Raw genomic sequence first — 19,158 nt, forward strand, 5'->3', positions numbered from 1 at the left:
GGCCTCCGGTGGGGGCGGTGTGGGACGCCCGGGGTTCGGGCGGTGGTGAACGGCCTCCGGAGCGCCCGGGGTTCGGGCGGTCGTGGGCGCCACCGCGTCAGGCGGCGCCCCGGTCCGGCCGGTCGGCGTCCGCGGCGGCGACGTGCCTCAGGGTCTCCCAGTCGGGGATCTTGGTACGCGCCCGGCCGAGGTTCCGGCCGCGGCTCTCCTCCTCCGCGTCGATCGACAGCCAGCCGTCGTATGTGACGGGCCTGACGCCGCGCTCGGCGAGCACCCGGTCGACCTCGTCGGGCCCGGCGCCGCGGGGCGGCCGGGCCGCCAGGTCCGCGACGACACCGGCCACCGTGTCGGCGGCGCAGGCCCGGTTCGTGCCGACGACCCCGGACGGCCCGCGTTTGGCCCACCCGGCGACGTAGTGACCGTCGAGCGCCCGGCCGTCGGGGCCCAGCACCCGGCCCGCGTCGTGCGGGACGCGGCCCAGGTCCTCGTCGAACGGCAGGGCGCCGACCGGTGTGCTGTGGTAGCCGACCGACCGGACGACCATGCCGGCCGTGAGATCGGTGACCTCGCCGGTCGCCACGACCGCGCCGCCGGCCTCCCGCGTCCTTTCCAGGCGCACGGCGGTGACGGCGCCGCCCTCGCCCACCAGCTCCACGGGGCGGGACCAGAAGTGGAAGTGCAGGGTGCGCCGGACGGCGGGCACCTCACGTGAGGCGAGGTCGGCGAAGACCTTGAGGTTGGCCGCGGCCAGCGGGTCCTGCGACCCGGCGGGCAGCAGCCTGGCGTCCAACTCGGTCGCGACATCCTGGAGTTCGAGCAGTTCCCGCAGTTCCTTCGCGGTGAACTTCGCGTGCTCAGGCCCGCGGCGGCAGACGAGGTGGACGTCGCGGACACGGCTGTGCGCGAGCCGGTCCAGGACGTGCGGCGGCATGTCGGTCCGCGCCAGGTCCGCCGCCGACTTCACCAGCACGCGCGCCACGTCCAGCGCCACATTGCCCGCGCCGATGACGGCCACCGACTCCGCCTCCAGCGGGAAGGACTCCCCCGCGCGGGCGTGGTCGGGATGGCCGCCGTACCAGGCGACGAAGTCGGTGGCCGAGCAGACCCCGGCCAGCTCCTCCCCCGGCACGGCGAGCCTGCGGCCGACGGAGGCGCCGGTCGCGAACACCACCGCGTCGTACAGCTCCGCGAGTTCCCGCGTCGTCACGTCGCGGCCGACGTGGACGTCACCGAGAAAGCGGACCCCGTCGCGTTCGAGCACCTTCCGCAGGGCGACCACGATGGACTTGATCCTCGGGTGGTCGGGCGCGACGCCGTACCGCACCAGGCCGTACGGCGTGGGCAGCCGGTCGTAGACGTCGACCGACACATCGAGGGCGCCGCGCACGAGAGCGTCGGTCGTGTAGACGCCCGCCGGTCCCGAACCGACGACGGCGACACGGTAAGGGTTCATCTGCTCCTCATCCCCACCATTACTTAGCCATGTGTACTTAACCAGGCGAAGCAATACGTGTCAACGGTCACACCACGGGACGATTCAGAGGGTTCGCGGCGCGGACGCGACGACCGCGCGCGTGGCGTCCGCCGCCCGCCGCGCCACCTCGGACGTCGGCCGCGACCGCAGCGCGTCGCAGTAGACCTCGACCGAGAACGGCGCCTCGACGCCCGGCCGTTCGAGGGCCGCCACGAACGCCCGCAGGTCGAAGTCGCCCTCGCCTGGCAGGACCCGGTGGTGGACGGCGTCGGCCATACGGTCGGGGTCGACCGGCGGAACCGGGCCGTCGTTGAACTGCACCATGAACACGCGCTCCGGCGGCACCGTACGCAGCAGCCCCAGATCCGGGTCACCGCGGAAGAAGTGCCAACTGTCCACGCACAGACCGCCGTTGCCACGGTCCGCCCCGGCCACGACGGCCAGCCCGGACGCCAGGTCGGGGATGCTGCTGTACGGCACGAATTCCAGCGCCACCCTCAGCCCGTGCGCCGCCGCCCGGTCGCACAACTCCCCGAAGGCGTCCACCACTTCGGGCCCGATCGGCCGGGCGTCGAAGGTGCCGACGGTCTGCACGAAGGGCACCCCGAAGGTGTCGGCCAGATGGAAGGCGGTCCTCTCCAGCTCCGGGTCGGCGTAGACCAGACCAGGACGGCCGGCGACACCCGCCGGTTGGCCCGGCGCGCCGTGGAAGCCGAACAGCACCTCGACCTCGTTGATCCGCACGTGCCACTCGGCGAGCACCGCGGCGAGGTCGCGGTCCTTCCACCCCTGCGCCAGCAGATCCCGGTAGTACGGGATCGCGAGCCCGATCCCCTCGTACCCGGCCCGGCGGGCCGCGGCCACTCGGTCGGGGAACGACGCGTCGCGCACGGTGCCCCAGGCCAGGACCAGCCGGGGCTCGCGCGCCGCGGGCGGCGCGTTCACCCGGCGGCTCCCGTCAGGTCGGGCAGCACGCGGCGCTCGACCAGCGTCCGCAGCGCGTCGCGGAAGGTCGCCTCGGTGTCGTGGACCCGGGTGTAGCCGGCCTGTTTGACCTTGACCGTGCTGACGAGCGCGGGCGGCGGCATCGTCGTCAGGCCGTATCCGAAGGTGTAGTCGGCGTACTGGTGCGACCGGCCGAGGACGTCGAGCAGGGAGAGCGGGCGGAGCCGGTGCTCGGTCACGATCTCCTGCCAGACCCCGGCCAGCCGGGGCAGCTCCTCGGTCAGACTCATCGGACGGGGCGGCGCGCACGGCACGCCCATCGCGTCGGCCAGGGACGGCCAGAGCTCCTGCCAGGAGAACACCTCGCCGTTCGTCAGGTTGAAGTGCTCGCCCCGAGCCGCGGGCGAGGTCGCCGCCCACACCAGGGCGCCCGCGACCAGCCGCGCGTCCACCACCTGGCGGACCGGGTGGATCGTGCCGCCGGGGAAGCCGAACGGGATGCCCGTCGCGGCACTGAGCGCGGCGAAGGCGCCGATCACCGGCGGTGTGCAGTACGAGACGCCGTACGCCGGTCCCACGACCTGGACCGGCCGCAGAATGGTCCAGTCGAACGCGTGGCGGTCGGCCAGCTCCCTGAGCAGGTCCTCCTGGCGCCAGTAGAAGTTCTCGTGGTCGTCGCGCGGCGCCCGCTCCCGCGCCGGGATCGGGATCGGATGCAGGTGGGCGCCGTACGCCTTCGTCCCCTGCATGACGGTGGCGTGCCGCAGCGCGCCCCCCTCGGCCAGCGGCCCGAGGACGTTGGCGAGCATCGCCTCGTTGGTCGCCATCTGCCGCGGGTCGGACCACCCGGCGACCAGGTCCGGTTTTTCGTACGCCGCCGCGTAGACCAGGTGGGTCGGCCGCGGCGCCAGCGCGGCGACGGCCTCGCGGGTCGCGGACCCGTCCGTGAGGTCCACCGGCACGTGCCGGCACCGTACGGATCCGTCCGCCTCGGGTGGGCGTCGCGAGAAGGCGACCACGTCCCACCCCTCGGCGGCGAAGGCGGTGATCGCCGCGGCCCCTATGAGCCCGCTGGCTCCGGCCACCAGCACTCGTCCAGCACTCATCTCGTCTCCTTGACGATGGGGCCCGTGTCGGCGGTCCGGCGGTCAGAAGGGCGGAAGCAGTTCGACGTCCTGCGGCGCGCTCACGAAGTAGCGCTCGACCAGCCGCCGGGCGAGCTTCCAGGCGCCCGCGCGGCGCTCGTAGACGTCGTGGTAGGTGCAGCTCACCCAACTGATCCTGCCGTCCGGGTGGACGCAGACGGCGATGGCGTCGCTGCGGCCGGTCGCGCGGTCGGGGGTCTCGAAGCGGGCCGTGTGGTTGGTGGTCCAGTGGTAGGTCTCCTTCCACACCTTCCCGATGACCTCCTGCGAGCGGCGGATCTCGTCCGTGCCGTGGAAGTCGCCGCGCCCGCCGGGGATCAGGTACTCGGCGTCGTCGTGCCAGATGCTCATGAAGCGGTCGATGTCGCGGCGGTCGGTGCCCTCGCAGTAGCCCGCGACGATGTCGGCGAACTCCGCCCGGCCCTCCAGCTCGTCGATCCGCTGCTCGAGCGACCGGCCCTCGGTGTGTGTCGTCATGTGCTCAGACCTCGGCCTTCGGCGCGGTGCGGAACTTGTCGGGGTAGTCGTCCGGCAGGTCCTCCTCGGCCAGCGGGACGATGTGGTGGTCCAGGACGTAGCGGTCCTCGCCCTTGGCCTTGTCGTTCTCGTCGAACTCCCAGAAGACGACGGTCCTGGCCGACAGCACGTAGAAGGGGCTCGCGGGCGAGGTGTCGTCCACGAAGCCCATCTTGCGGGCGACCGCGGCGGTCAGGATCTGCCGGAAGGTGCCCTCGGTGACGATGTCGTAGTCGCCGACCACCACGCGGGTCTTCTTCGACTCGATGACGTACGAGCCGTTGTTCACCATCTCGGTGTAGTTGGCTCGAACCTGGTCGATGCCCTTCGGCCCGGTGTCCCCCTTGACGTCCCCCAGGACGCCGTACTCGTGGTACTGCGGGTCGTCCGAGAGCGTCGGCAGGACCATGTCGAGGTCGGCCAGCACCTCGCCCTTCGAGTGGTGGACAACCGTCTCGAGATGCTTGAGCTGCAGAGGTGTTTTGGCCTTGTGCATGTGCGCCTCGAAGCTGGTGTAAGTCAGCTCCGGCCTGAAGTCCTTCATTTTCCCTCCTCAGGGATACGGGATCTCCGTGTGACGGTCGCCACAATTTATCTAACCATGTAAACTAATGGCTGAATCCGATGCCCGCAAGGGTGTTCGGCGAATCAGCGCAGATGTACGCAAACCCATGACGAAACGGGATTTCTGGACATGGCCCTGACAGATCTACGGCGTGGGCACGTGGCGTCGGGAAGCCCGCCGGGCGCATACTTAGCAGCGCGAACTTGATGAGGCGAACGCCCAGATTCGGGGTAAGGATGACCACGACCACTAACGGCTCTGTCGACCGCGTCAAGCACGAGCACGCCATCCGGCGCGAGGATCTGACGCGCCTGCGGATGACGCTCGGTCGCCTCGGACGGGTATTGCGGCAGCAGAATGACGACGGTCTGAGCTATGCCCTCATTTCGCTGCTCTTCAACATCGGCCGCAACCAGCCCGTCTCCGCGGGCGAGCTCGCGGCGTCGGAAAGGGTCTCCCCGCCGTCGGTGACCAGGTCGCTCAACCGCCTCATCGAACTCGGCTACGTCTCCCGTACCGCCGACCCCGCCGACCGCAGGGCGGCGCTGATCGAGCTGACGCCCAGCGGCGCCGACGAGCGCGAGCAGGTGCTCAAGAGCCGCGAGGTCTGGCTGGAGGAGCACCTGGGACGGCTCGACGACACGGAGCTGGAGAGCCTGCTCACCGCGCTGCCCGCCCTGGAGCGGCTCTGCGACCCCGAACTGCCGCGCCGCCCCTGACGTCGACCGGCCCGCGGCGGCCGGCGGGCACCGGCCGTAGGTGGCGGTCAGCGGATCTCGACCTCCGCGCGTGAGCGCGCCAGGGCCGCCTCGGCGCCCTCGCGACGCACCTCCCGCAGGAAGTTGAACTCGCCCGGCTGGAAGTGGATGTTGCTCAGCGAGGCGCCGACGACGGTGGTCGCGGCGAACGAGAGCCCGACGCCCAGCTTCTCCAGCGAGGCGAAGACGGCGTACTTCTCGGTGACGATGCCGTCCCGCATGATCGACGCGCACATGGCGGCGAGTTCGGCCGCCCCCCGGGGCGCGTCCTCGGCGACGCGGTCGACCAGACCGTAGTCGAGCGCGGTCGGCGCCGACCAGGCGACGTTGCAGTACATCAACTCCTTGGCCCGCTTGAGGCCGACCGTCGCGAACAGCAGCGACATGTCGCCGTCCACCCCGACGTTGTGCCACCGGGGGGAGCCGAAGGTCGCGTCCTCGCCCGCGACCACCAGGTCCGCGCAGAGCGCCAGGTAGAGGCCGGTGTCCCAGCAGCGGCCACGCGCCTCGACGACCGTCACCTTCCGGCAGTGCAGCAACCGGCTGTACAGACCCGTGCTCCCCCACCACGCCTCGTCCAGCGCGATCAGCCGCGCCCGCTGGCTCGGGTGCTTGCGCACCGAACCGCCGGGCGCCTCCACGTACTGGTCCCAGGCGTCGGCCGGGTCCCAGCCCGCGCACAGGTCGTCGCCCTCACCGCGGATCAGGACGGCCTTCACGTCGTCGTCCCGGTCGATGTCCGCGAGGTGGGCCGCGAACTGCTCGGCCATGGCGCGGGTCATGAGGTTGCCCGTCGCGGGACGCCGTACGGTGACGGTCGCGATGTGGTTCTCGTGGTCCTTGCCCAGTTCGACCCGACCCTCGCTCATGCGCTCTCCTCTGTGAGACCGGACCCGACCGCGGCGCGGTGGATCGCGTAGTGGTCGGCCAGGTCGAACTCCCGGCCCACGCCGTGCGCGTCGTAGACGGCCTGCTGGAGCATCTTCGACATCGTCATGCCGTCCAGCGGCATGCCGATGACGGCGGCGGTCATCGACACGACCTCCGCGCGGAGTCGGCCGTCCGGGACGACCCGGTTGACCAGCCCGATCCGCCCGGCGGTGGCCGCGTCGTGGACGGTCCCCCTGAGCAGCCAGGACTTGGCGCGGTTGAGCCGGACCGTCAGCGCGGCGAGGACGAAATTCGCCTCGGGCACGTCGAGGAAGGGCGAGCCGAACACGGCGTTCTCGCTCGCGACGGCCAGGTCGGCGCAGAGCAGGAGCGCGGTGCCCGCCCCGTGGCACGCCCCGCGCACCTCTGCGATCACGACCTTCTTCGCGAAGCAGGTCGCCTGGTAGACCGCGGTCGACGCGGCGAAGGCGCGGTGCCAGGTGGTCGGCGTCTCGGCCGCGGACGGGAATCCGGTGGCCGCCTCGGGCGCGAAGTCGGGCCCTGTGGCGCGCAGCACGATCGCCTTGACGTGGTCGTCGTCCGACGCCTCGACGACGGCCGCGGCCAACTCGGCGGCGAAGGCGGGGTCGTGGGCCGTCAGCGGGGCGAAGCTCTCCACCTCGATGTACGCGCGGCCGTCGGCCACGCGAAGGTCGACGGCGCTCATCCCTTCACCCCCAGGCGGGGGTCGGCCGCGCCTTTGCGTTTCTTGTCGGCGTCGAGCGCGCCGCCGACGCCCACGTCCCTCGCGGTCTTCCAGAAGTCCATCTCGTCCGGGCCCGATTGGAGGAAGTGCGAGACCAACAGCCCGGTGATGGAAGGGACGCTGGTGTCCATCGCTCCCTCGGCGGCGCGCAGCCGCGACTTCAGGTACAGCAGGTGGCCGGGGGGCCGGGCGGCGAGGTCTGCCGCGATCGTCCGTGTGGCCGCGGCGAGTTCGGCGGCCGGGGTGACGGTGTCGACGAGGCCGAGGTGGTGCGCCTCGGTCCCGCTCATCGGCATCGCGGTGAAGCCGGTGCGGCGGGCGGCCTTCATGCCCAGGATGCGGTTGATGTGCACGCTGGCGACCGCGCCCGCCGGGCCCAGGAAGCGCGCTTCGAGCGCGCCGATCCTGCTGTCGTCGGCGGCCGTCACCACGTCGGCCTTGCACGCGATCATGAAGTAGGCCGCCGCCGCGCAGTAGCCGTGCAGTTGGGCGACGGTGACCTTCGGCGAGCGGGAGATCGCCTGGCTGAAGCCCAGTCGGCCCCACGCCATGTCCGCGCCGTACCGGTAGCCGACCGTCAGGGTGCGGCGCCGCTCGTGCGGGCGCTTCTGGCCCCACTGCTCGTTGATCTCGTTGCCGCTGCAGAACGACTTCCCATTGCCCCGGATCACGATGACCCGCACTTTCGGGTCGTCCCCGGCAAGCGCCATCAACTCGATGATCCGGTCGCGCATGGGCACGCTCATGGCGTTGTGCTTCTCCGGCCGGTTCAGCGTCAGATACGCGACGCCGGACGCCGGGTCGGCCTCGTACAGCACCTGTTGCGCCGCGGCGGCGATGCTCTCCGGGGTTCCGTACTTCACGCCTTGCCCACCTCTTCCGTTGCTCGGGGCGATTCCGATGGTGCGTGCGCGGGCCGCGCCTGCTCGACCACGCCGTCCGCGACGAGCGCGTCGATACGGTCCTGCGGGACGCCGAGGCGCGCGAGCACGTCGCGGGTGTCGGCGCCCAACTCCGGTGTCCAGTCGCCGACCCGTGCGGGGGTGGCGCTGAGCAGGAACGGGTTGCCGACGGTGCGGACGGTCCCCCAGGTCGCGTCCGGCTGCTCGACGACGAAGCCGTTCGCGAGGACGTCGGGGTCGCGGGCGGCCTCGACGAAGGTGTTGACGGGAGCCACCGGTACGCCGTTGTCCCGCATCCGCTCGACCCAGGTGTCCCGGTCGGCGGTCAGGAAGATCTCCTCCAGGACCGGCTCCAGGACGTCGCGGTGCCGCTCGCGGATCCTGCTCTTCTCGAACCGCGGATCGTCGCGCAGGTCGGGCCGGCCAAAGGCCTCGGTCAGCCCGTGCCACACCTTCTGGTCGGTGGCGCCGATGACGATCCAGCGGTCGTCCCCGCAGCGGAACGCGCCCGAGGTCGACGTCACGCGGCCCTGTGTGCGCTTCACCTCGTCGCCGTGGAGCGCGATGGTGACCTCGGCGGTGTGCATGGCCAGGCAGGAGCCGACGAGCGAGCCGTCCACGCGTTGGCCGCGCCCGGTGCGCTCCTTGGCCAGGAGCGCGGTCAGGATGCCCATCGCGAGGAAGACGGCGCCGGCCGAGTCGGCCATGCCGCGGCTGGCGAGCCGGGGCGCCCCCTCCGGGGTGCGGACGAAGTCCGAGAGGCCGGAGACGGCCTGCGCGACCATGTCGAACATCGGCTCCTTGGCGCGCGGGCCCAGGGGGCCGTAGCCGGAAGCGGCGGCGTAGACGATGCCCGGATTCTCCTGGCGCAGGGTGTCGTAGCCCAGGCCCAGCTTCTCCATGACGCCGAGCCGGAAGTTCTCCACGACGACGTCGCACTCGCGCGCGAGGGCCTTGACGATGTCGCGGCCCTCGGGGGTGGTGATGTCGACGGCGATCGACTTCTTGCCGCGGTTGAGGCCGGTGAAGAACCCGGCGTATCCGTCCGGCGCCTGGCGCAGCCGCCGGTCCCACTCGCCGCCCGGCCGCTCCACCTTGACGACCTCCGCGCCGAGGTCGGCGAGGATGCGGGTCGCGTAGGGGCCCTGGAGGAAGCGGGTGAGGTCGAGGACCTTGATCCCGTCGAGCGCTCCGGCGAGGAATTCGGGCGCGACGGGCGCGGGCTGGGACGCGGTGTCCGAGGCGGCCTCAGGGACGGTCCCGCGACCGAGGCCGGATTCGATGCCGGGCGCGGTCGCGCGCTCGACGTCGGGCGCGGTCATGCGTCCTCCCCGACCGTGACCGTGACAAGTACGTCGAGGGCTTCGACCCGACTGCCGTTGACGCGCAGGGGGTTGACCTCCAGGGTGTCCAGGCTGGGTCCGACCGACAGGGCGGCCCGGCTGATCGCCACGATCGCCTCGCTCAGCGCGTCGAGGTCGGCGGCCGTGCTGCCGCGTGCGCCGCGCAGCAGGGCGGCGCCCTTCAACTCCCCCAGCATCCGGCGCACTTCGCGGGCGTCGACGGGCAGCACCCGCAGGCTGGTGTCCTTCATGACCTCCACCCAGATGCCGCCGAGGCCCACCGCGAGCACCGGTCCGAAGGTCGAGTCGACCGTGACGCCGACGAGGAGTTCCTGTCCCGGCTCCCGCATCGGCGAGACGAGCACACCGCGCAGGTCGGCGCCGGGGACGTTCCGCGCCACCGTCGCCATGATCGAGTCGTAAGCCGTCGCGGCGGCTCCGGCGCCCTCGACGCCGAGGACGACTCCGCCGACGTCGGACTTGTGCGCGACGGCCCGCGAGCAGATCTTCATCGCCACCGGGCCGCCGGCCTTGGCCGCCGCGCCCGCCGCCTCGGCCGCGGAGTGGACGAGCACGGCCGGGACGATCGGCACACCGGCCGCCTCCAGCAGGGCCCGCCCCTCGTCCTCCGCCCAGGTGCCGGCCGTCGGCCCGTCGCCGACCGCGGCGGGCGGCTCCTCGCCCGTCCCGCTCGGCGTCACCTGGAGCGCGTCGCGCTGCTCGACCCACCGGGCCACATGGCCGAGGGAGGTGATCGCGAGGTCGACGCCGGGCAGCAGGAACAGCTTGTTCTCGGAGAGCAGCGACAGGGCGTACGGCGAGATGTCCAGGCAGGTGTTGGACGAGAGGAAGACCGGGACGGGCGAGGCGGCCACGATCTCGCCGATGATCTTCATCCGGCTCTCGATGAACGTCGGGTCCTCGGGGCGCTCGTCCGGCAGCGGCGTCATCATCGAGAACATGAAGTCGATGCCGGAGTCCTCGACCGCGATCTCCATGAGGTCGTCCTCGGCCTTCGTCGGCCGGGGTCTGGCGCGGGCGTGGCCGAAGCCGGTGGTGTCGAGGGGGTTGAGGATCGAGGCGAACTCCGGCAGGTGCGCGGCCAGTTTGGCGCCGGTGTCCTCCTGCCAGCCGGGCAGGGCCAGACCGTTGACCGAGGCGAGGTCGGCGATGATGTTGCAGCCGCCGCCGGACGAGGTCACGACGCCCATGCGGCGGCCGTCCGGGAGCCGCGGGCTGTAGCCGAACACCCCGGCGGTCGCGACCAGTTCCTCGACGCTCTCGACCCGGACCATGCCCGCCTGCCGGAACGCCGCGTCCACGACGGCGTCGTCGGTGGCCATGGCGCCGGTGTGCGCCATGGCGGAGCGCATGCCCTCCTCGCTCCGCCCGGCCTTGTAGACCACGATCGGCTTGCCCGCCCGCAGCGCCTTGGTGCCGAGTTCGAAGAGCCGGTCCGGCTCGCGCACGGTCTCCAGGAACAGGGCGATGGCGCGGGTGCTCGCGTCCTCGATCAGGTAGTCGAGGACGTCAAGGCTGGTCAGTACGGCCGAGTTGCCCACCGACGCCCACAGCGTGGAGCCCACGCCGTGCGCCTGGGCGAACTGATACGTCGCCCGCGCCATCGAACCGCTCTCGAAGACCGCGCCGACCGGACCGGCCACGGGTGCGGACTCGGTGGCGACGGCCCAGGGCACCACCCCGTCCACCGCGTTGATGAATCCGATGGTGTTCGGGCCCATGAGCGTCAGGTCGAGATCGACCGCGCTCTGCGCCAGCCGCCGCTGCCGGTCGCGTCCGTCGGCTCCGGACTCCCCGTATCCCGAGGCGAGGATGACCGCGTTCTTGATACCCGCCGCGGCGGCGTCCTCGAGGATGGCGTCGACCCGGCTGGGGCCGACCATGATGTAGGCCATGTCGACGGGCTTTTCGAGGTCCCGCAGCGTCGAGACGGTCTGTTTGCCGAACACCTCGTCGTACTTGGGGTGGACGAAGTGCACGTCCCGCACCCCGCCGCCGAGTTCGAGGGCGTTGAGGAGATTGCGCGCCCAACTGGAGCTCGGCGATGCTCCCACGACCGCGATACTGCGGGCGCCGAAGAAGCGGCGCAGCCTGTCCGGCTCGACGATCGAGCGTCGTGCCGCGTAGTCAACGGTGAGCATGGGGCGTAACTCCTCGGGAGTCGGGCGATGGAAATCGGACCGTGTGGTTCGGGCGGGGAAGGTCGGCGAAGGGACGTCGCGCGAAGGACGTGGGGGCAATTTATTTAGCCACGTAAAGTATCACACATGGCCCTGCGGCCGGACACCTGGGCGACCCGGCCGCTCAGCCGAAATAGGCGGCGTTGAGCTCGGCTCCCTGGAGGGAGGACGGCGTGCCGGTGGCGGCGATCCGGCCGTCGCGCAGGACGATCAGCCGTTCGCTGGCCCTGGCCAGGCGGTCGCTGTTCTGCTCGACGACCAGCATCGAGATGCCCTCGGCCTGAAGGGCCCGCAGGGACGCGTAGATCTTCTCGATCACGACCGGGGCGAGCCCCAGCGACGGCTCGTCCAGGAGCAGCAGTCTGGGCCGCTGGATGACGGCGCGGGCCAGCGAGAGCATCTGCTGCTCCCCGCCGGAGAGCAGGCCCGCGAGCTGCGTGCGGCGTTCCGCCAGGATCGGGAACAACTCGTAGACCAGGGCCTGCTTCTCCGCGATCGCGCGCCGCACGGCGCGCCTGCTCAGCCGCATCGCGGAGATCTGCAGATTCTCCTCGACCGTGAGCGGGCGCAGGACGCGGTGTCCCTCCGGCACGATCACGATCCCCTTGCGGACGCTGGCGGCCGTGGAGAATCCGTTCATCCGCTCGCCCTGGAAGGAGACCTCCCCCGACCTGGGCTTGAGGCCGCCGCTGAGGGCGCGCATCAGGGTCGTCTTGCCGGCGCCGTTCATCCCGACCAGGCCGAGCAGTTCGCCCTCGGCGAGGGTGAAGGAGACGTCGTGGAGTACGGGTTGGTGGTCGCCGTAGCCGGCCGTCAGGCCGGTCACGTCGAGAAGCGGCGTGCTCATCCGGGAACCCCCAGGTAGGCGGAGATGACCTCTTGCTGTGCGAAGACCTCGTCGGGCGGCCCCTCCGCGATGACCTGGCCGTGGTCCAGGACGTAGACGCGGTCGCAGGCGCTGGTGATCAGCGGCAGATTGTGGTCGACCAGGACCACCCCGAGGTCGCGGGCGCCGAGCGCGCGGACGGTCGCGGCGATCTCCTGGCGTTCGAACTCGGTGAGTCCCGCGCCGGGTTCGTCCAGCAGCAGGAACGCCGGGTCGAGCATCAGATTGCGGGCGATCTCGACCAGGCGGAGCACGCCGTACGGCTGATCCGCGGCCAGGCTCCTGGCGCGGTCGGCGAGGGCGAGGTCGGTGAGCAGGGTCATCGCCCGGTCGCGTCCGGCCAGCGCCTGCTTGCGGGCGGCCGGGCTCAGCAGCGACTGGCGGAGCCAGCCGACCTTGCCGATGCCATCCCCGGCGAGCATGACGTTCTCCAGCAGGGTCAGTTCGGGGATGACCTTAGGGCTCTGGAACGTCCGGCCGATGCCCGCCCGTACGAGGTTCTGCGCGGGCGCGCCGAGGATCTCGTCGTCGCCGAGGCGGACGGAGCCGGTCGCCCGGACGTCCCCGGTGATCGCGTTCAGGAGGGTGGTCTTGCCCGCGCCGTTGGGGCCGATGAGGCCGATGACCTCACCGGTCGCGAAGGAGAGCGAGACGTCGTTGACCGCGGTGTTGCCGCCGAAGGCGACCGACACTCCGCGCACCTCGACCCTCGCGTCCCGCTGCACGGCCCTGACCGAGTCCGCGAGGCGATGGGTCACCCGGGTCACCGTCTCGGCGACGGCGAGGCCCGGTTCCCGCGGCTCCAACTCGCCGGTGGGTTCGGCGGCTTCGTCCGGCCGTCGGCGCCTGAGCAGCCACTTCACGAGGTTGTCCAGGCCGCCCGCGATGCCGCCGCGGGTGAGCACGACGAGCACCAGGATGCCCACGCCGTAGACCAGGTCCTGCGCCTGGCTGGTGGCCAGCGACAGCTCGTCCATCACCAGGATGGCGACGACGCCGAACACCGGGCCGAGGAAGTAGCCGCCACCGCCGAGGATCGCGGCGAGCAGCAGCGCGACCAGGCGGGTGAAGCTGAAGGTCTCCAGGTCGATCACGAGCTGGAAGTGGGCGAAGAGCACCCCGGCGAGGCCGGCGAGGCCGCCGGAGATCGCGAAGGCGACCAGCCGCGTCGAGTCGGGCGAGACCCCCACCGAGGCGAGGACGCGCGGCCCCTCGCGCAGTGCGGTCAGTTTGCGCCGCATCGCCGACAAGTGGATGCGCAGGACGAGTTCGTACGTGAGCCACGCGAAGAACGCGGCGAGCCAGTAGTACGAGAGATAGCCGCTGATGAGCTGGTGACCGAAGAACGTGGGCAGCGGAATCGAATAGATGCCGATCGTGCCGCCGCTGAACTCGTGCCAATTGACCATGACTTCGGCGAGCGCGAGCGCGAAGGCGAGCGTCTGGATGGCGAGGAACAGCTCGTTGAGCCCTCGGGTGGGAACCGCCACGAGAACGGAGAGCACGGTGGTGACCGCGACGGAGATCAGCAGCGCGGGCCAGAACGGCATTCCGAACCGGACTTCGAGATAGACGCTGGTGAAGGCCCCGACGCCATAGGTGATGACGATCGAGAGATTGAAGATGCCCGCGTAGCCGTAGACGATGTTGAAGGCCGTCGTGAGGATGTACGCGATGACTCCGGCGGACGCCAGGTGGACGTAGTAGTCGTTGCCGCTCGCGACGAGTCCGACGATCACCAGGACCAGTGGGCCCGCGACGTGTTTGGCCCAGACCGAGGTCAGTGCCTTGCGGATTCCTTCGGGTTTCTTCGGGGCGCCGCTCACCTCGCGCCGTGCGGCCTTGTCCAGTCCGATGGTGCTCATACGCGCTCAGCCGTTCCGCGGAAGGTGAACAGCCCTGTCGGCCGCACGAGCAGCACCAGGGACAGGATCACGAAGAGTGAGGTCAGGTGGTAACTGGCGGCGATGTGCTGATCGGTGAAGGTCATCACGAAGCCGGCCACGACGGCGCCGCCCACCGCGCCGAAGAGACTTCCGAGGCCGCCGATGACGGCGCCGACCAGGCTCAGCACGAGGAGGGTGGGCGCGACGTCGACCGAGACGCTGCCGAGCGAGGCCTGGAAGATGCCGCCGATGACCAGGCAGGCGCCCGAGACCACCCAGGCGAGCAGTTCGAACCGCATCGTGCGGACGCCGTAGACCTGCGCCAGTTCGTGGTCGAAGGAGACGGCGGACAGGTGGTGCCCGATGAGCGTCCGGTCGAACAGGAACCACATCACGAGCAGCAGGAGGAGCGACAGGCCGATGACCAGCAGCCGTTGCTTGGAGGTCTCGTAACTGCCGATCGAGACCGAGCCGTGGATCCAGGGCTGCACGATCGAGGGCTCGCCGCCGAACCACGTGCGGGTCAGGAAGTTGAGCAGGAGTCCGAAGCCGAGGGTGGCGAGGGTCAGGCCGATGACCGGCACCTTCTTGCGCTGCGCGGGCACGATCGCGATCGCGTAGCAGGCGGCGCCCAGGACACCGCCGACCACGATCGTCAGGACGACGCCGAGACCGCTGTTGCCGGCCCCCCAGGACGCGCACGCGGCACCGGCGAAGACGCAGAAGTTCCCCGCGCCGAAGTTGACGACGCCGCTCACACGGAACACCAGACTCACCGCAAGGACCAGCGGAATCAGCACCGCCGCCTGCGAGAGGCCGGTCACGACCAGCGAGATCATTGCGCACTCCCTTGTGCCCAGGAACGGTCCGCACCAGAATCTTTCACATGGCTAACTGGTATGAGACTGAGGTCGCGGATCACCCCTGTCAAGGGGTCGTCGGAAACCTTCCACGTCGGCTCGCGCCGGCACTGCCGGATTTACTTAGCATGATGTAACGTTCGTCGCCCGACCACAGAAAGGGGCCATTCATGAGCACCGAGCCGCTGCTCCGGCTGTACCACACCGGCATGATCGTGGACAGCCTCGACAAGGCGATGGCGGCCATGGGCGACGCCCTGCGCCTGGACTGGGCACCGCCGCTGACCTCGACCGTTCCGCTGGAGTGCCCCGACGGCGTCGTCGGACGCGAGGTCCGCTTCACCTACTCGCTCCAGGGCCCGCACTTCATCGAACTGCTGGAGCAGATCGACCCGGCGCCGTACCTCAACGTGACGGGCGGGCGCAGGGTCCACCACCTCGGCTACTACACCGACGACCTGCGCGCCGCGGCGGCGGCGCTGGAGGCCAGGGGATACCGGCGCGAGCTGAACGGCGTCGCCGAGGACGGCGGCATCGGCCGCGCCACCTTCCACTACAACCCCGAGTCCCCCGGCATGTGGATCGAGTTGGTCTCGCACGAGGTGGCCGAGCAGATCGACGGCTGGATCGCCGAGGCCGCCGCCGCCAAGAACATCCCGTACGTCTCCCCGTTCGCATGAGCGGGCCGCTGACCGGACTCCACGTCCTCGACCTGTCGACGTACGTCGCGGGCCCCTCCGCGACGATGACGCTCGCCCAACTCGGCGCGGACGTCGTACGGGTGGACCCCGTCGGCGGCGCCACGGACACCCGGCGGCTGCCGCGCGGCCCGGACGGCACCAGCCTGTACTGGGCGGGGCTCAACAAGGGCAAGCGCTCGGTCGAGGTCGATCTGCGGTCGGAGTCCGGGCGCGACGTGGTCCGCGAGCTGCTGGCCGCACCGGGCGGCGGCCACGGCCTGCTGGTCACCAACGCGGTCGGCCGGTCGTGGCTCGACTACGAGGAACTGCGCCGCGTCAGGCCCGATGTCATCGTCGCCCACATCGGGGGCCGCGGCGACGGACGCCCGGCCGTCGACTACACGATCAACTCCGAGGTGGGCCTGCCCTGGCTCACCGGGCCCGTGGACTCCTCGCTCCCGGTCAACCACGTCCTGCCCGCCTGGGACCTGCTCACCGGTCTGCACGTGGCGCTGGCCCTGCTGGCGGCGCACACCGAACGCGCCGCAACCGGCCGCGGCCGGCTCGTCGAGGTCGGCCTCGCCGACGTCGCCGCCGCGACCATGGCCCACCTCGGCTTCGTCGCCGACGCGGTGGTGAACGGCGCGGGACGGCTGCGCGACGGCAACTACCTCTACGGCAGCTACGGTTGCGACTTCGCGACCGGCGACGGCCGCCGGGTGATGGTCGTCGCCCTGACCGCCAGGCACTGGGACAAGCTCGTCGAACTGACCGGCACACGTACCGTCCTCGACAGCCTTCAGCGCACGCTCGGCGTGGACTTCGGCGACGAGGCGGCGCGGTACGAGCACCGGGACCTGATCTCGGCGATCCTCGCGCCGTGGTTCTCCGCGCACACCCACACCGAGGCCGTCGCCGCGCTGGACGCCGGGCACGTCCTGTGGGGCGACTACCGGACCGTCGGCGAATTCGTCCGCGATCCGCTCGTGACCGCCAACGGCCTGTTCCACCAGGTGGATCAGCCGGGTGTCGGCGTGTTCCCCGTACCGGGTCCGGTCACGCGGTCGGCCGGATGGGGGCAAGACACGCCCGCCCCCGCGCCCCGGCTCGGCGCCGACAACGACGCGGTCCTGCGCGAGTGGTCGCGGGCGCCTGCCGAGAACCCGCGGGCCGAAAGCCGCCCGATATGAGCACCGACCGGCTCTTCCTCACCTTCACGCACCTCGCCGACGCCACCCGGCACGCCGAGTACAACGCGTGGCACCAACTCGACCACCTGCCGGAGAACGCGCTGCTGCCCGGCGTCGCCTGGGGGGACCGCTGGGTCCGCACCCCGCGGTGCGCGGCGGCCGGTCATGTCGGCGACGGCGCCTACGCACCCGTCCAGTACGCCGTCGCCTACGGGTTCCGTGCCCCGCTGGAGTCCGCGCTGCGGGAGTGGACCGACCTCAACCAGCGCGCGCTGTGGTGGGGCCGCCGCCCCGAACTGCCCTGGACCGAACGACGGCCGGTCGGCTTCTTCCACCCGGTCAAGGAGTACGCGGCCCCGCGCGTCCTCGTCGCGGCGGCGGCGCTCCCGCACCGCCCGCACCGGGGCGTCCACCTCACGCTGTCCAGGACGGCCGCTTCCGCCGAGCCCGCGGGCGCGGCCCATTTCGCTTCGCTGGACCGGGAGTTGATCCCGGCGGTGCTCGCGGTGCCCGGTGTCGCGGGCGCGGCGACGTACCGGTTCGCCGAGAGCGCGGGCGGGTTCGGGTCACCGGCCGGGAGCGCCGACGACGGTCTGACGGTGCGCGTGCTGTACCTCGACGGCGACGTCCTGGAGACAAGCGCTCGCGTCGAGGACGCGCGGCCCGACTGGATCGGGCGGGACAGCGCGCCCGGCGACGCGGAGCACGTCCTGCTGAGCACCCCGATGCTGTCAATCCGCCCGTGGGAGTGGGACTGGTTCGACGGCGGCCGGCCGCGGCTCTGACCCGCGCGCGCGGCGGCTCGGCACACAGCAGCTGACCACGACCGAGGCCGCGCAGGTGGCGGCGCAGGCGAGCGCGGCCCAGGCCAGCCCGGTCGTCGTCGCCTCCCCCGCCGGCCCGTGGGCCGCGCCGATCAGCGCCGCGGTGACCGCGCTGCCCACCGCGCCGCCGACCGCGCGCAGCAGGATGTTGACGCTGGTGGCGCTGCCGGTCTCGCCCGGTTCGACCGAGTCGACGATGAGGCCGGGCAGCGTGCCGAAGGTCGCCCCCGCTCCCCAGGACGTCAGGACGACCGCCGCCACCAGCAGGGCAAGGTGCCCGTCGACCTCGATCAGCGTCAGCGGCCCGAGCGCGCCGACGACGCCTCCCGACGCCAGTGCGACCCGTCGGCCCCTGACCCGCGCCAGCGCCGTCGCGGTGCGGCTGCTCAGGTAGTTGCACAGGGCGATGGGAACCATCACCACACCGATCGCGCTGAGGCTGAGCCCCACGCCGTACCGGGTGTCGCGGGAGGCGAGACCGATGCGGGTGATGAGGACGGGCGTGTTGTAGAGGCTCACGCCCATCAGCAGGCCGGTGAGGTGCGCGGCGAGTACGTCGCGCCGGGCGAAGAGCCGCAGTTGCACCAAGGGGTGGGCGGCGCGCAGTTCGAGCCGGATCCACCACAGCGACAGGCCGAGGGCGGCTGTGCCGAGGACGAGCACTCCGGCGCTCGACCAGCCCCAGGAGTTGCCCTGGCTGACGGCCAGAAGCGCGCACGCCGTGGCGGCGATCAGGACCACCGAGCCCGGCACGTCCAGCGGCGCGTCGCGGCCCACCGGCACCGTTCGCGGCAGACCGGCGGCCACCGCGAGCGTGACGAGCAGCGCGAGCACCGTGGCACCGCCGTACGCAGCCCGCAGGCCGAAGTGGTCGGCCACGAACGTCGTGAGCGGGTAGGCCGCCCCGGCGCCGAGCGCCGTGGTGATCGACAGCAGCGCGACCAGGCGGGCCGTCGCGGGACCTGTGTACAGGTCGCGGGCGCATGCGATGGTCATCGCCACCAGCGCCACCGCGATGCCCTGGAGCGCGCGTCCCGCCAGGAAGACCCCGAAGTGGGCCCCGGCGGCGGAGACCGCGCATCCGAGGGTGACCAGCGCGCACACCACGACCATCGCGGGTCTTCGCCGCCGTCCGTCGGCGAGCCGGCCGAGCAGCGGGGTCAGGGTGGCGCCGACGAGCAGGGTGATCGTGTACGACCACTGGGACGCCTCGGTGCCGACGCCGAAGGTCTGCTGGACCCGCGGCACGAGCGGGGCGCCGAGGGTGACGACCGCCGCCGAGACCAGGGCGGCGGACACCAGCAGTGCCGACAGGGCACGCCCGCTCGCCCCCGGCCCCGACGGCCG

18 protein-coding genes are annotated in these 19,158 nt (G+C 71.6%); 4 read left to right on the forward strand and 14 right to left on the reverse strand.

The window, feature by feature from the left end; translation table 11 throughout:
• Window positions 1-97: 97 nt before the first annotated feature.
• The 5 genes from ACFZBB_RS08625 to ACFZBB_RS08645 form a co-directional block, all read right to left on the reverse strand.
• A complete protein-coding gene (locus ACFZBB_RS08625) occupies window positions 98-1,453 on the reverse strand; it encodes an FAD-dependent oxidoreductase (RefSeq protein ID WP_391119181.1) in 1,356 nt (451 codons plus the stop codon).
• An 84-nt stretch (window positions 1,454-1,537) separates the two neighbouring features.
• Entirely contained in the window at window positions 1,538-2,419 is an 882-nt protein-coding gene (locus tag ACFZBB_RS08630) for a TIM barrel protein (protein ID WP_391119183.1), read from the reverse strand.
• Window positions 2,416-3,525, reverse strand: a complete 1,110-nt coding sequence (locus ACFZBB_RS08635) for an NAD-dependent epimerase/dehydratase family protein (protein WP_391119185.1) — start codon at window positions 3,523-3,525, stop codon at window positions 2,416-2,418. The genes ACFZBB_RS08630 and ACFZBB_RS08635 overlap by 4 nt, the downstream gene beginning before the upstream one ends.
• Before the next feature lie 42 nt (window positions 3,526-3,567).
• Window positions 3,568-4,041 carry a nuclear transport factor 2 family protein gene (locus ACFZBB_RS08640; protein ID WP_391119187.1) on the reverse strand — a complete coding sequence of 158 codons (474 nt, stop codon included), beginning with the start codon at window positions 4,039-4,041 and terminating at the stop codon, window positions 3,568-3,570.
• A 4-nt stretch (window positions 4,042-4,045) separates the two neighbouring features.
• Entirely contained in the window at window positions 4,046-4,624 is a 579-nt protein-coding gene (locus ACFZBB_RS08645) for a hypothetical protein (protein WP_391119189.1), read from the reverse strand.
• A gap of 257 nt (window positions 4,625-4,881) precedes the next feature.
• Here ACFZBB_RS08645 and ACFZBB_RS08650 point away from each other — a divergent pair, with 257 nt between their 5' ends.
• Window positions 4,882-5,364 carry a MarR family transcriptional regulator gene (locus ACFZBB_RS08650; protein ID WP_355342447.1) on the forward strand — a complete coding sequence of 161 codons (483 nt, stop codon included), beginning with the start codon at window positions 4,882-4,884 and terminating at the stop codon, window positions 5,362-5,364.
• Between the two features lie 47 nt (window positions 5,365-5,411).
• Here the strand turns inward: ACFZBB_RS08650 and ACFZBB_RS08655 are convergent, their stop codons facing one another.
• From ACFZBB_RS08655 to ACFZBB_RS08690, 8 genes are all read right to left on the reverse strand, one after another.
• On the reverse strand, window positions 5,412-6,272 hold the full coding sequence (locus tag ACFZBB_RS08655) for an enoyl-CoA hydratase-related protein (protein ID WP_391119191.1): 861 nt from the start codon (window positions 6,270-6,272) through the stop codon (window positions 5,412-5,414).
• Window positions 6,269-7,000: an enoyl-CoA hydratase-related protein gene (locus ACFZBB_RS08660; RefSeq protein ID WP_391119193.1), complete on the reverse strand. Its 732-nt coding sequence runs from the start codon at window positions 6,998-7,000 to the stop codon at window positions 6,269-6,271. The genes ACFZBB_RS08655 and ACFZBB_RS08660 overlap by 4 nt, the downstream gene beginning before the upstream one ends.
• Window positions 6,997-7,902 (reverse strand): enoyl-CoA hydratase-related protein, encoded by a 906-nt coding sequence (locus tag ACFZBB_RS08665; RefSeq protein ID WP_391119195.1) that lies wholly within the window; start codon window positions 7,900-7,902, stop codon window positions 6,997-6,999. Before ACFZBB_RS08665 ends, ACFZBB_RS08660 begins: the two co-directional genes overlap by 4 nt.
• Complete coding sequence (locus ACFZBB_RS08670; protein WP_391119197.1) at window positions 7,899-9,263, reverse strand: CoA transferase; 1,365 nt, start codon at window positions 9,261-9,263, stop codon at window positions 7,899-7,901. Before ACFZBB_RS08670 ends, ACFZBB_RS08665 begins: the two co-directional genes overlap by 4 nt.
• A complete protein-coding gene (locus tag ACFZBB_RS08675) occupies window positions 9,260-11,446 on the reverse strand; it encodes an acetate--CoA ligase family protein (protein WP_391119199.1) in 2,187 nt (728 codons plus the stop codon). Before ACFZBB_RS08675 ends, ACFZBB_RS08670 begins: the two co-directional genes overlap by 4 nt.
• A gap of 163 nt (window positions 11,447-11,609) precedes the next feature.
• A complete protein-coding gene (locus ACFZBB_RS08680) occupies window positions 11,610-12,332 on the reverse strand; it encodes an ABC transporter ATP-binding protein (protein ID WP_355342465.1) in 723 nt (240 codons plus the stop codon).
• Entirely contained in the window at window positions 12,329-14,236 is a 1,908-nt protein-coding gene (locus tag ACFZBB_RS08685; protein WP_391119201.1) for an ATP-binding cassette domain-containing protein, read from the reverse strand. The genes ACFZBB_RS08680 and ACFZBB_RS08685 overlap by 4 nt, the downstream gene beginning before the upstream one ends.
• On the reverse strand, window positions 14,233-15,096 hold the full coding sequence (locus ACFZBB_RS08690; protein WP_355342471.1) for a branched-chain amino acid ABC transporter permease: 864 nt from the start codon (window positions 15,094-15,096) through the stop codon (window positions 14,233-14,235). Before ACFZBB_RS08690 ends, ACFZBB_RS08685 begins: the two co-directional genes overlap by 4 nt.
• 191 nt (window positions 15,097-15,287) lie before the next feature.
• Between ACFZBB_RS08690 and ACFZBB_RS08695 the strand changes: the two genes are divergently transcribed.
• From ACFZBB_RS08695 to ACFZBB_RS08705, 3 genes are read left to right on the forward strand one after another with little or no spacing between them, the layout of a single operon-like run.
• Window positions 15,288-15,797 carry a VOC family protein gene (locus ACFZBB_RS08695; protein WP_188284259.1) on the forward strand — a complete coding sequence of 170 codons (510 nt, stop codon included), beginning with the start codon at window positions 15,288-15,290 and terminating at the stop codon, window positions 15,795-15,797.
• Window positions 15,794-16,987, forward strand: coding sequence for a CoA transferase (locus ACFZBB_RS08700; protein WP_391119203.1), 1,194 nt, complete (start codon window positions 15,794-15,796; stop codon window positions 16,985-16,987). Before ACFZBB_RS08695 ends, ACFZBB_RS08700 begins: the two co-directional genes overlap by 4 nt.
• Entirely contained in the window at window positions 16,984-17,772 is a 789-nt protein-coding gene (locus ACFZBB_RS08705) for a hypothetical protein (protein WP_391119205.1), read from the forward strand. Before ACFZBB_RS08700 ends, ACFZBB_RS08705 begins: the two co-directional genes overlap by 4 nt.
• Here the strand turns inward: ACFZBB_RS08705 and ACFZBB_RS08710 are convergent.
• The gene (locus ACFZBB_RS08710; RefSeq protein ID WP_391119207.1) at window positions 17,719-19,110 is read right to left on the reverse strand and encodes an MFS transporter; all 1,392 of its coding nucleotides are present in this window, start codon (window positions 19,108-19,110) and stop codon (window positions 17,719-17,721) included. The two genes, ACFZBB_RS08705 and ACFZBB_RS08710, sit on opposite strands and share 54 nt — an antisense overlap.
• Window positions 19,111-19,158 lie beyond the last annotated feature (48 nt).

Source organism: Streptomyces sp. NPDC008139, assembly GCF_042957025.1.
Classification (GTDB): domain Bacteria; phylum Actinomycetota; class Actinomycetes; order Streptomycetales; family Streptomycetaceae; genus Actinacidiphila.

Excerpts from the sequence above, each read along its gene's own strand:
- ACFZBB_RS08695 (WP_188284259.1), top strand. The coding sequence starts at position 15,288 with ATGAGCACCGAGCCGCTGCTCCGGCTGTACCACACCGGCATGATCGTG.
- ACFZBB_RS08685 (WP_391119201.1), bottom strand. The coding sequence starts at position 14,236 with ATGAGCACCATCGGACTGGACAAGGCCGCACGGCGCGAGGTGAGCGGC.
- ACFZBB_RS08645 (WP_391119189.1), bottom strand. The coding sequence starts at position 4,624 with ATGAAGGACTTCAGGCCGGAGCTGACTTACACCAGCTTCGAGGCGCAC.
- ACFZBB_RS08640 (WP_391119187.1), bottom strand. The coding sequence starts at position 4,041 with ATGACGACACACACCGAGGGCCGGTCGCTCGAGCAGCGGATCGACGAG.
- ACFZBB_RS08625 (WP_391119181.1), bottom strand. The coding sequence starts at position 1,453 with ATGAACCCTTACCGTGTCGCCGTCGTCGGTTCGGGACCGGCGGGCGTC.
- ACFZBB_RS08680 (WP_355342465.1), bottom strand. The coding sequence starts at position 12,332 with ATGAGCACGCCGCTTCTCGACGTGACCGGCCTGACGGCCGGCTACGGC.
- ACFZBB_RS08690 (WP_355342471.1), bottom strand. The coding sequence starts at position 15,096 with ATGATCTCGCTGGTCGTGACCGGCCTCTCGCAGGCGGCGGTGCTGATT.
- ACFZBB_RS08675 (WP_391119199.1), bottom strand. The coding sequence starts at position 11,446 with ATGCTCACCGTTGACTACGCGGCACGACGCTCGATCGTCGAGCCGGAC.
- ACFZBB_RS08670 (WP_391119197.1), bottom strand. The coding sequence starts at position 9,263 with ATGACCGCGCCCGACGTCGAGCGCGCGACCGCGCCCGGCATCGAATCC.
- ACFZBB_RS08650 (WP_355342447.1), top strand. The coding sequence starts at position 4,882 with ATGACCACGACCACTAACGGCTCTGTCGACCGCGTCAAGCACGAGCAC.
- ACFZBB_RS08705 (WP_391119205.1), top strand. The coding sequence starts at position 16,984 with ATGAGCACCGACCGGCTCTTCCTCACCTTCACGCACCTCGCCGACGCC.
- ACFZBB_RS08635 (WP_391119185.1), bottom strand. The coding sequence starts at position 3,525 with ATGAGTGCTGGACGAGTGCTGGTGGCCGGAGCCAGCGGGCTCATAGGG.
- ACFZBB_RS08700 (WP_391119203.1), top strand. The coding sequence starts at position 15,794 with ATGAGCGGGCCGCTGACCGGACTCCACGTCCTCGACCTGTCGACGTAC.
- ACFZBB_RS08660 (WP_391119193.1), bottom strand. The coding sequence starts at position 7,000 with ATGAGCGCCGTCGACCTTCGCGTGGCCGACGGCCGCGCGTACATCGAG.
- ACFZBB_RS08655 (WP_391119191.1), bottom strand. The coding sequence starts at position 6,272 with ATGAGCGAGGGTCGGGTCGAACTGGGCAAGGACCACGAGAACCACATC.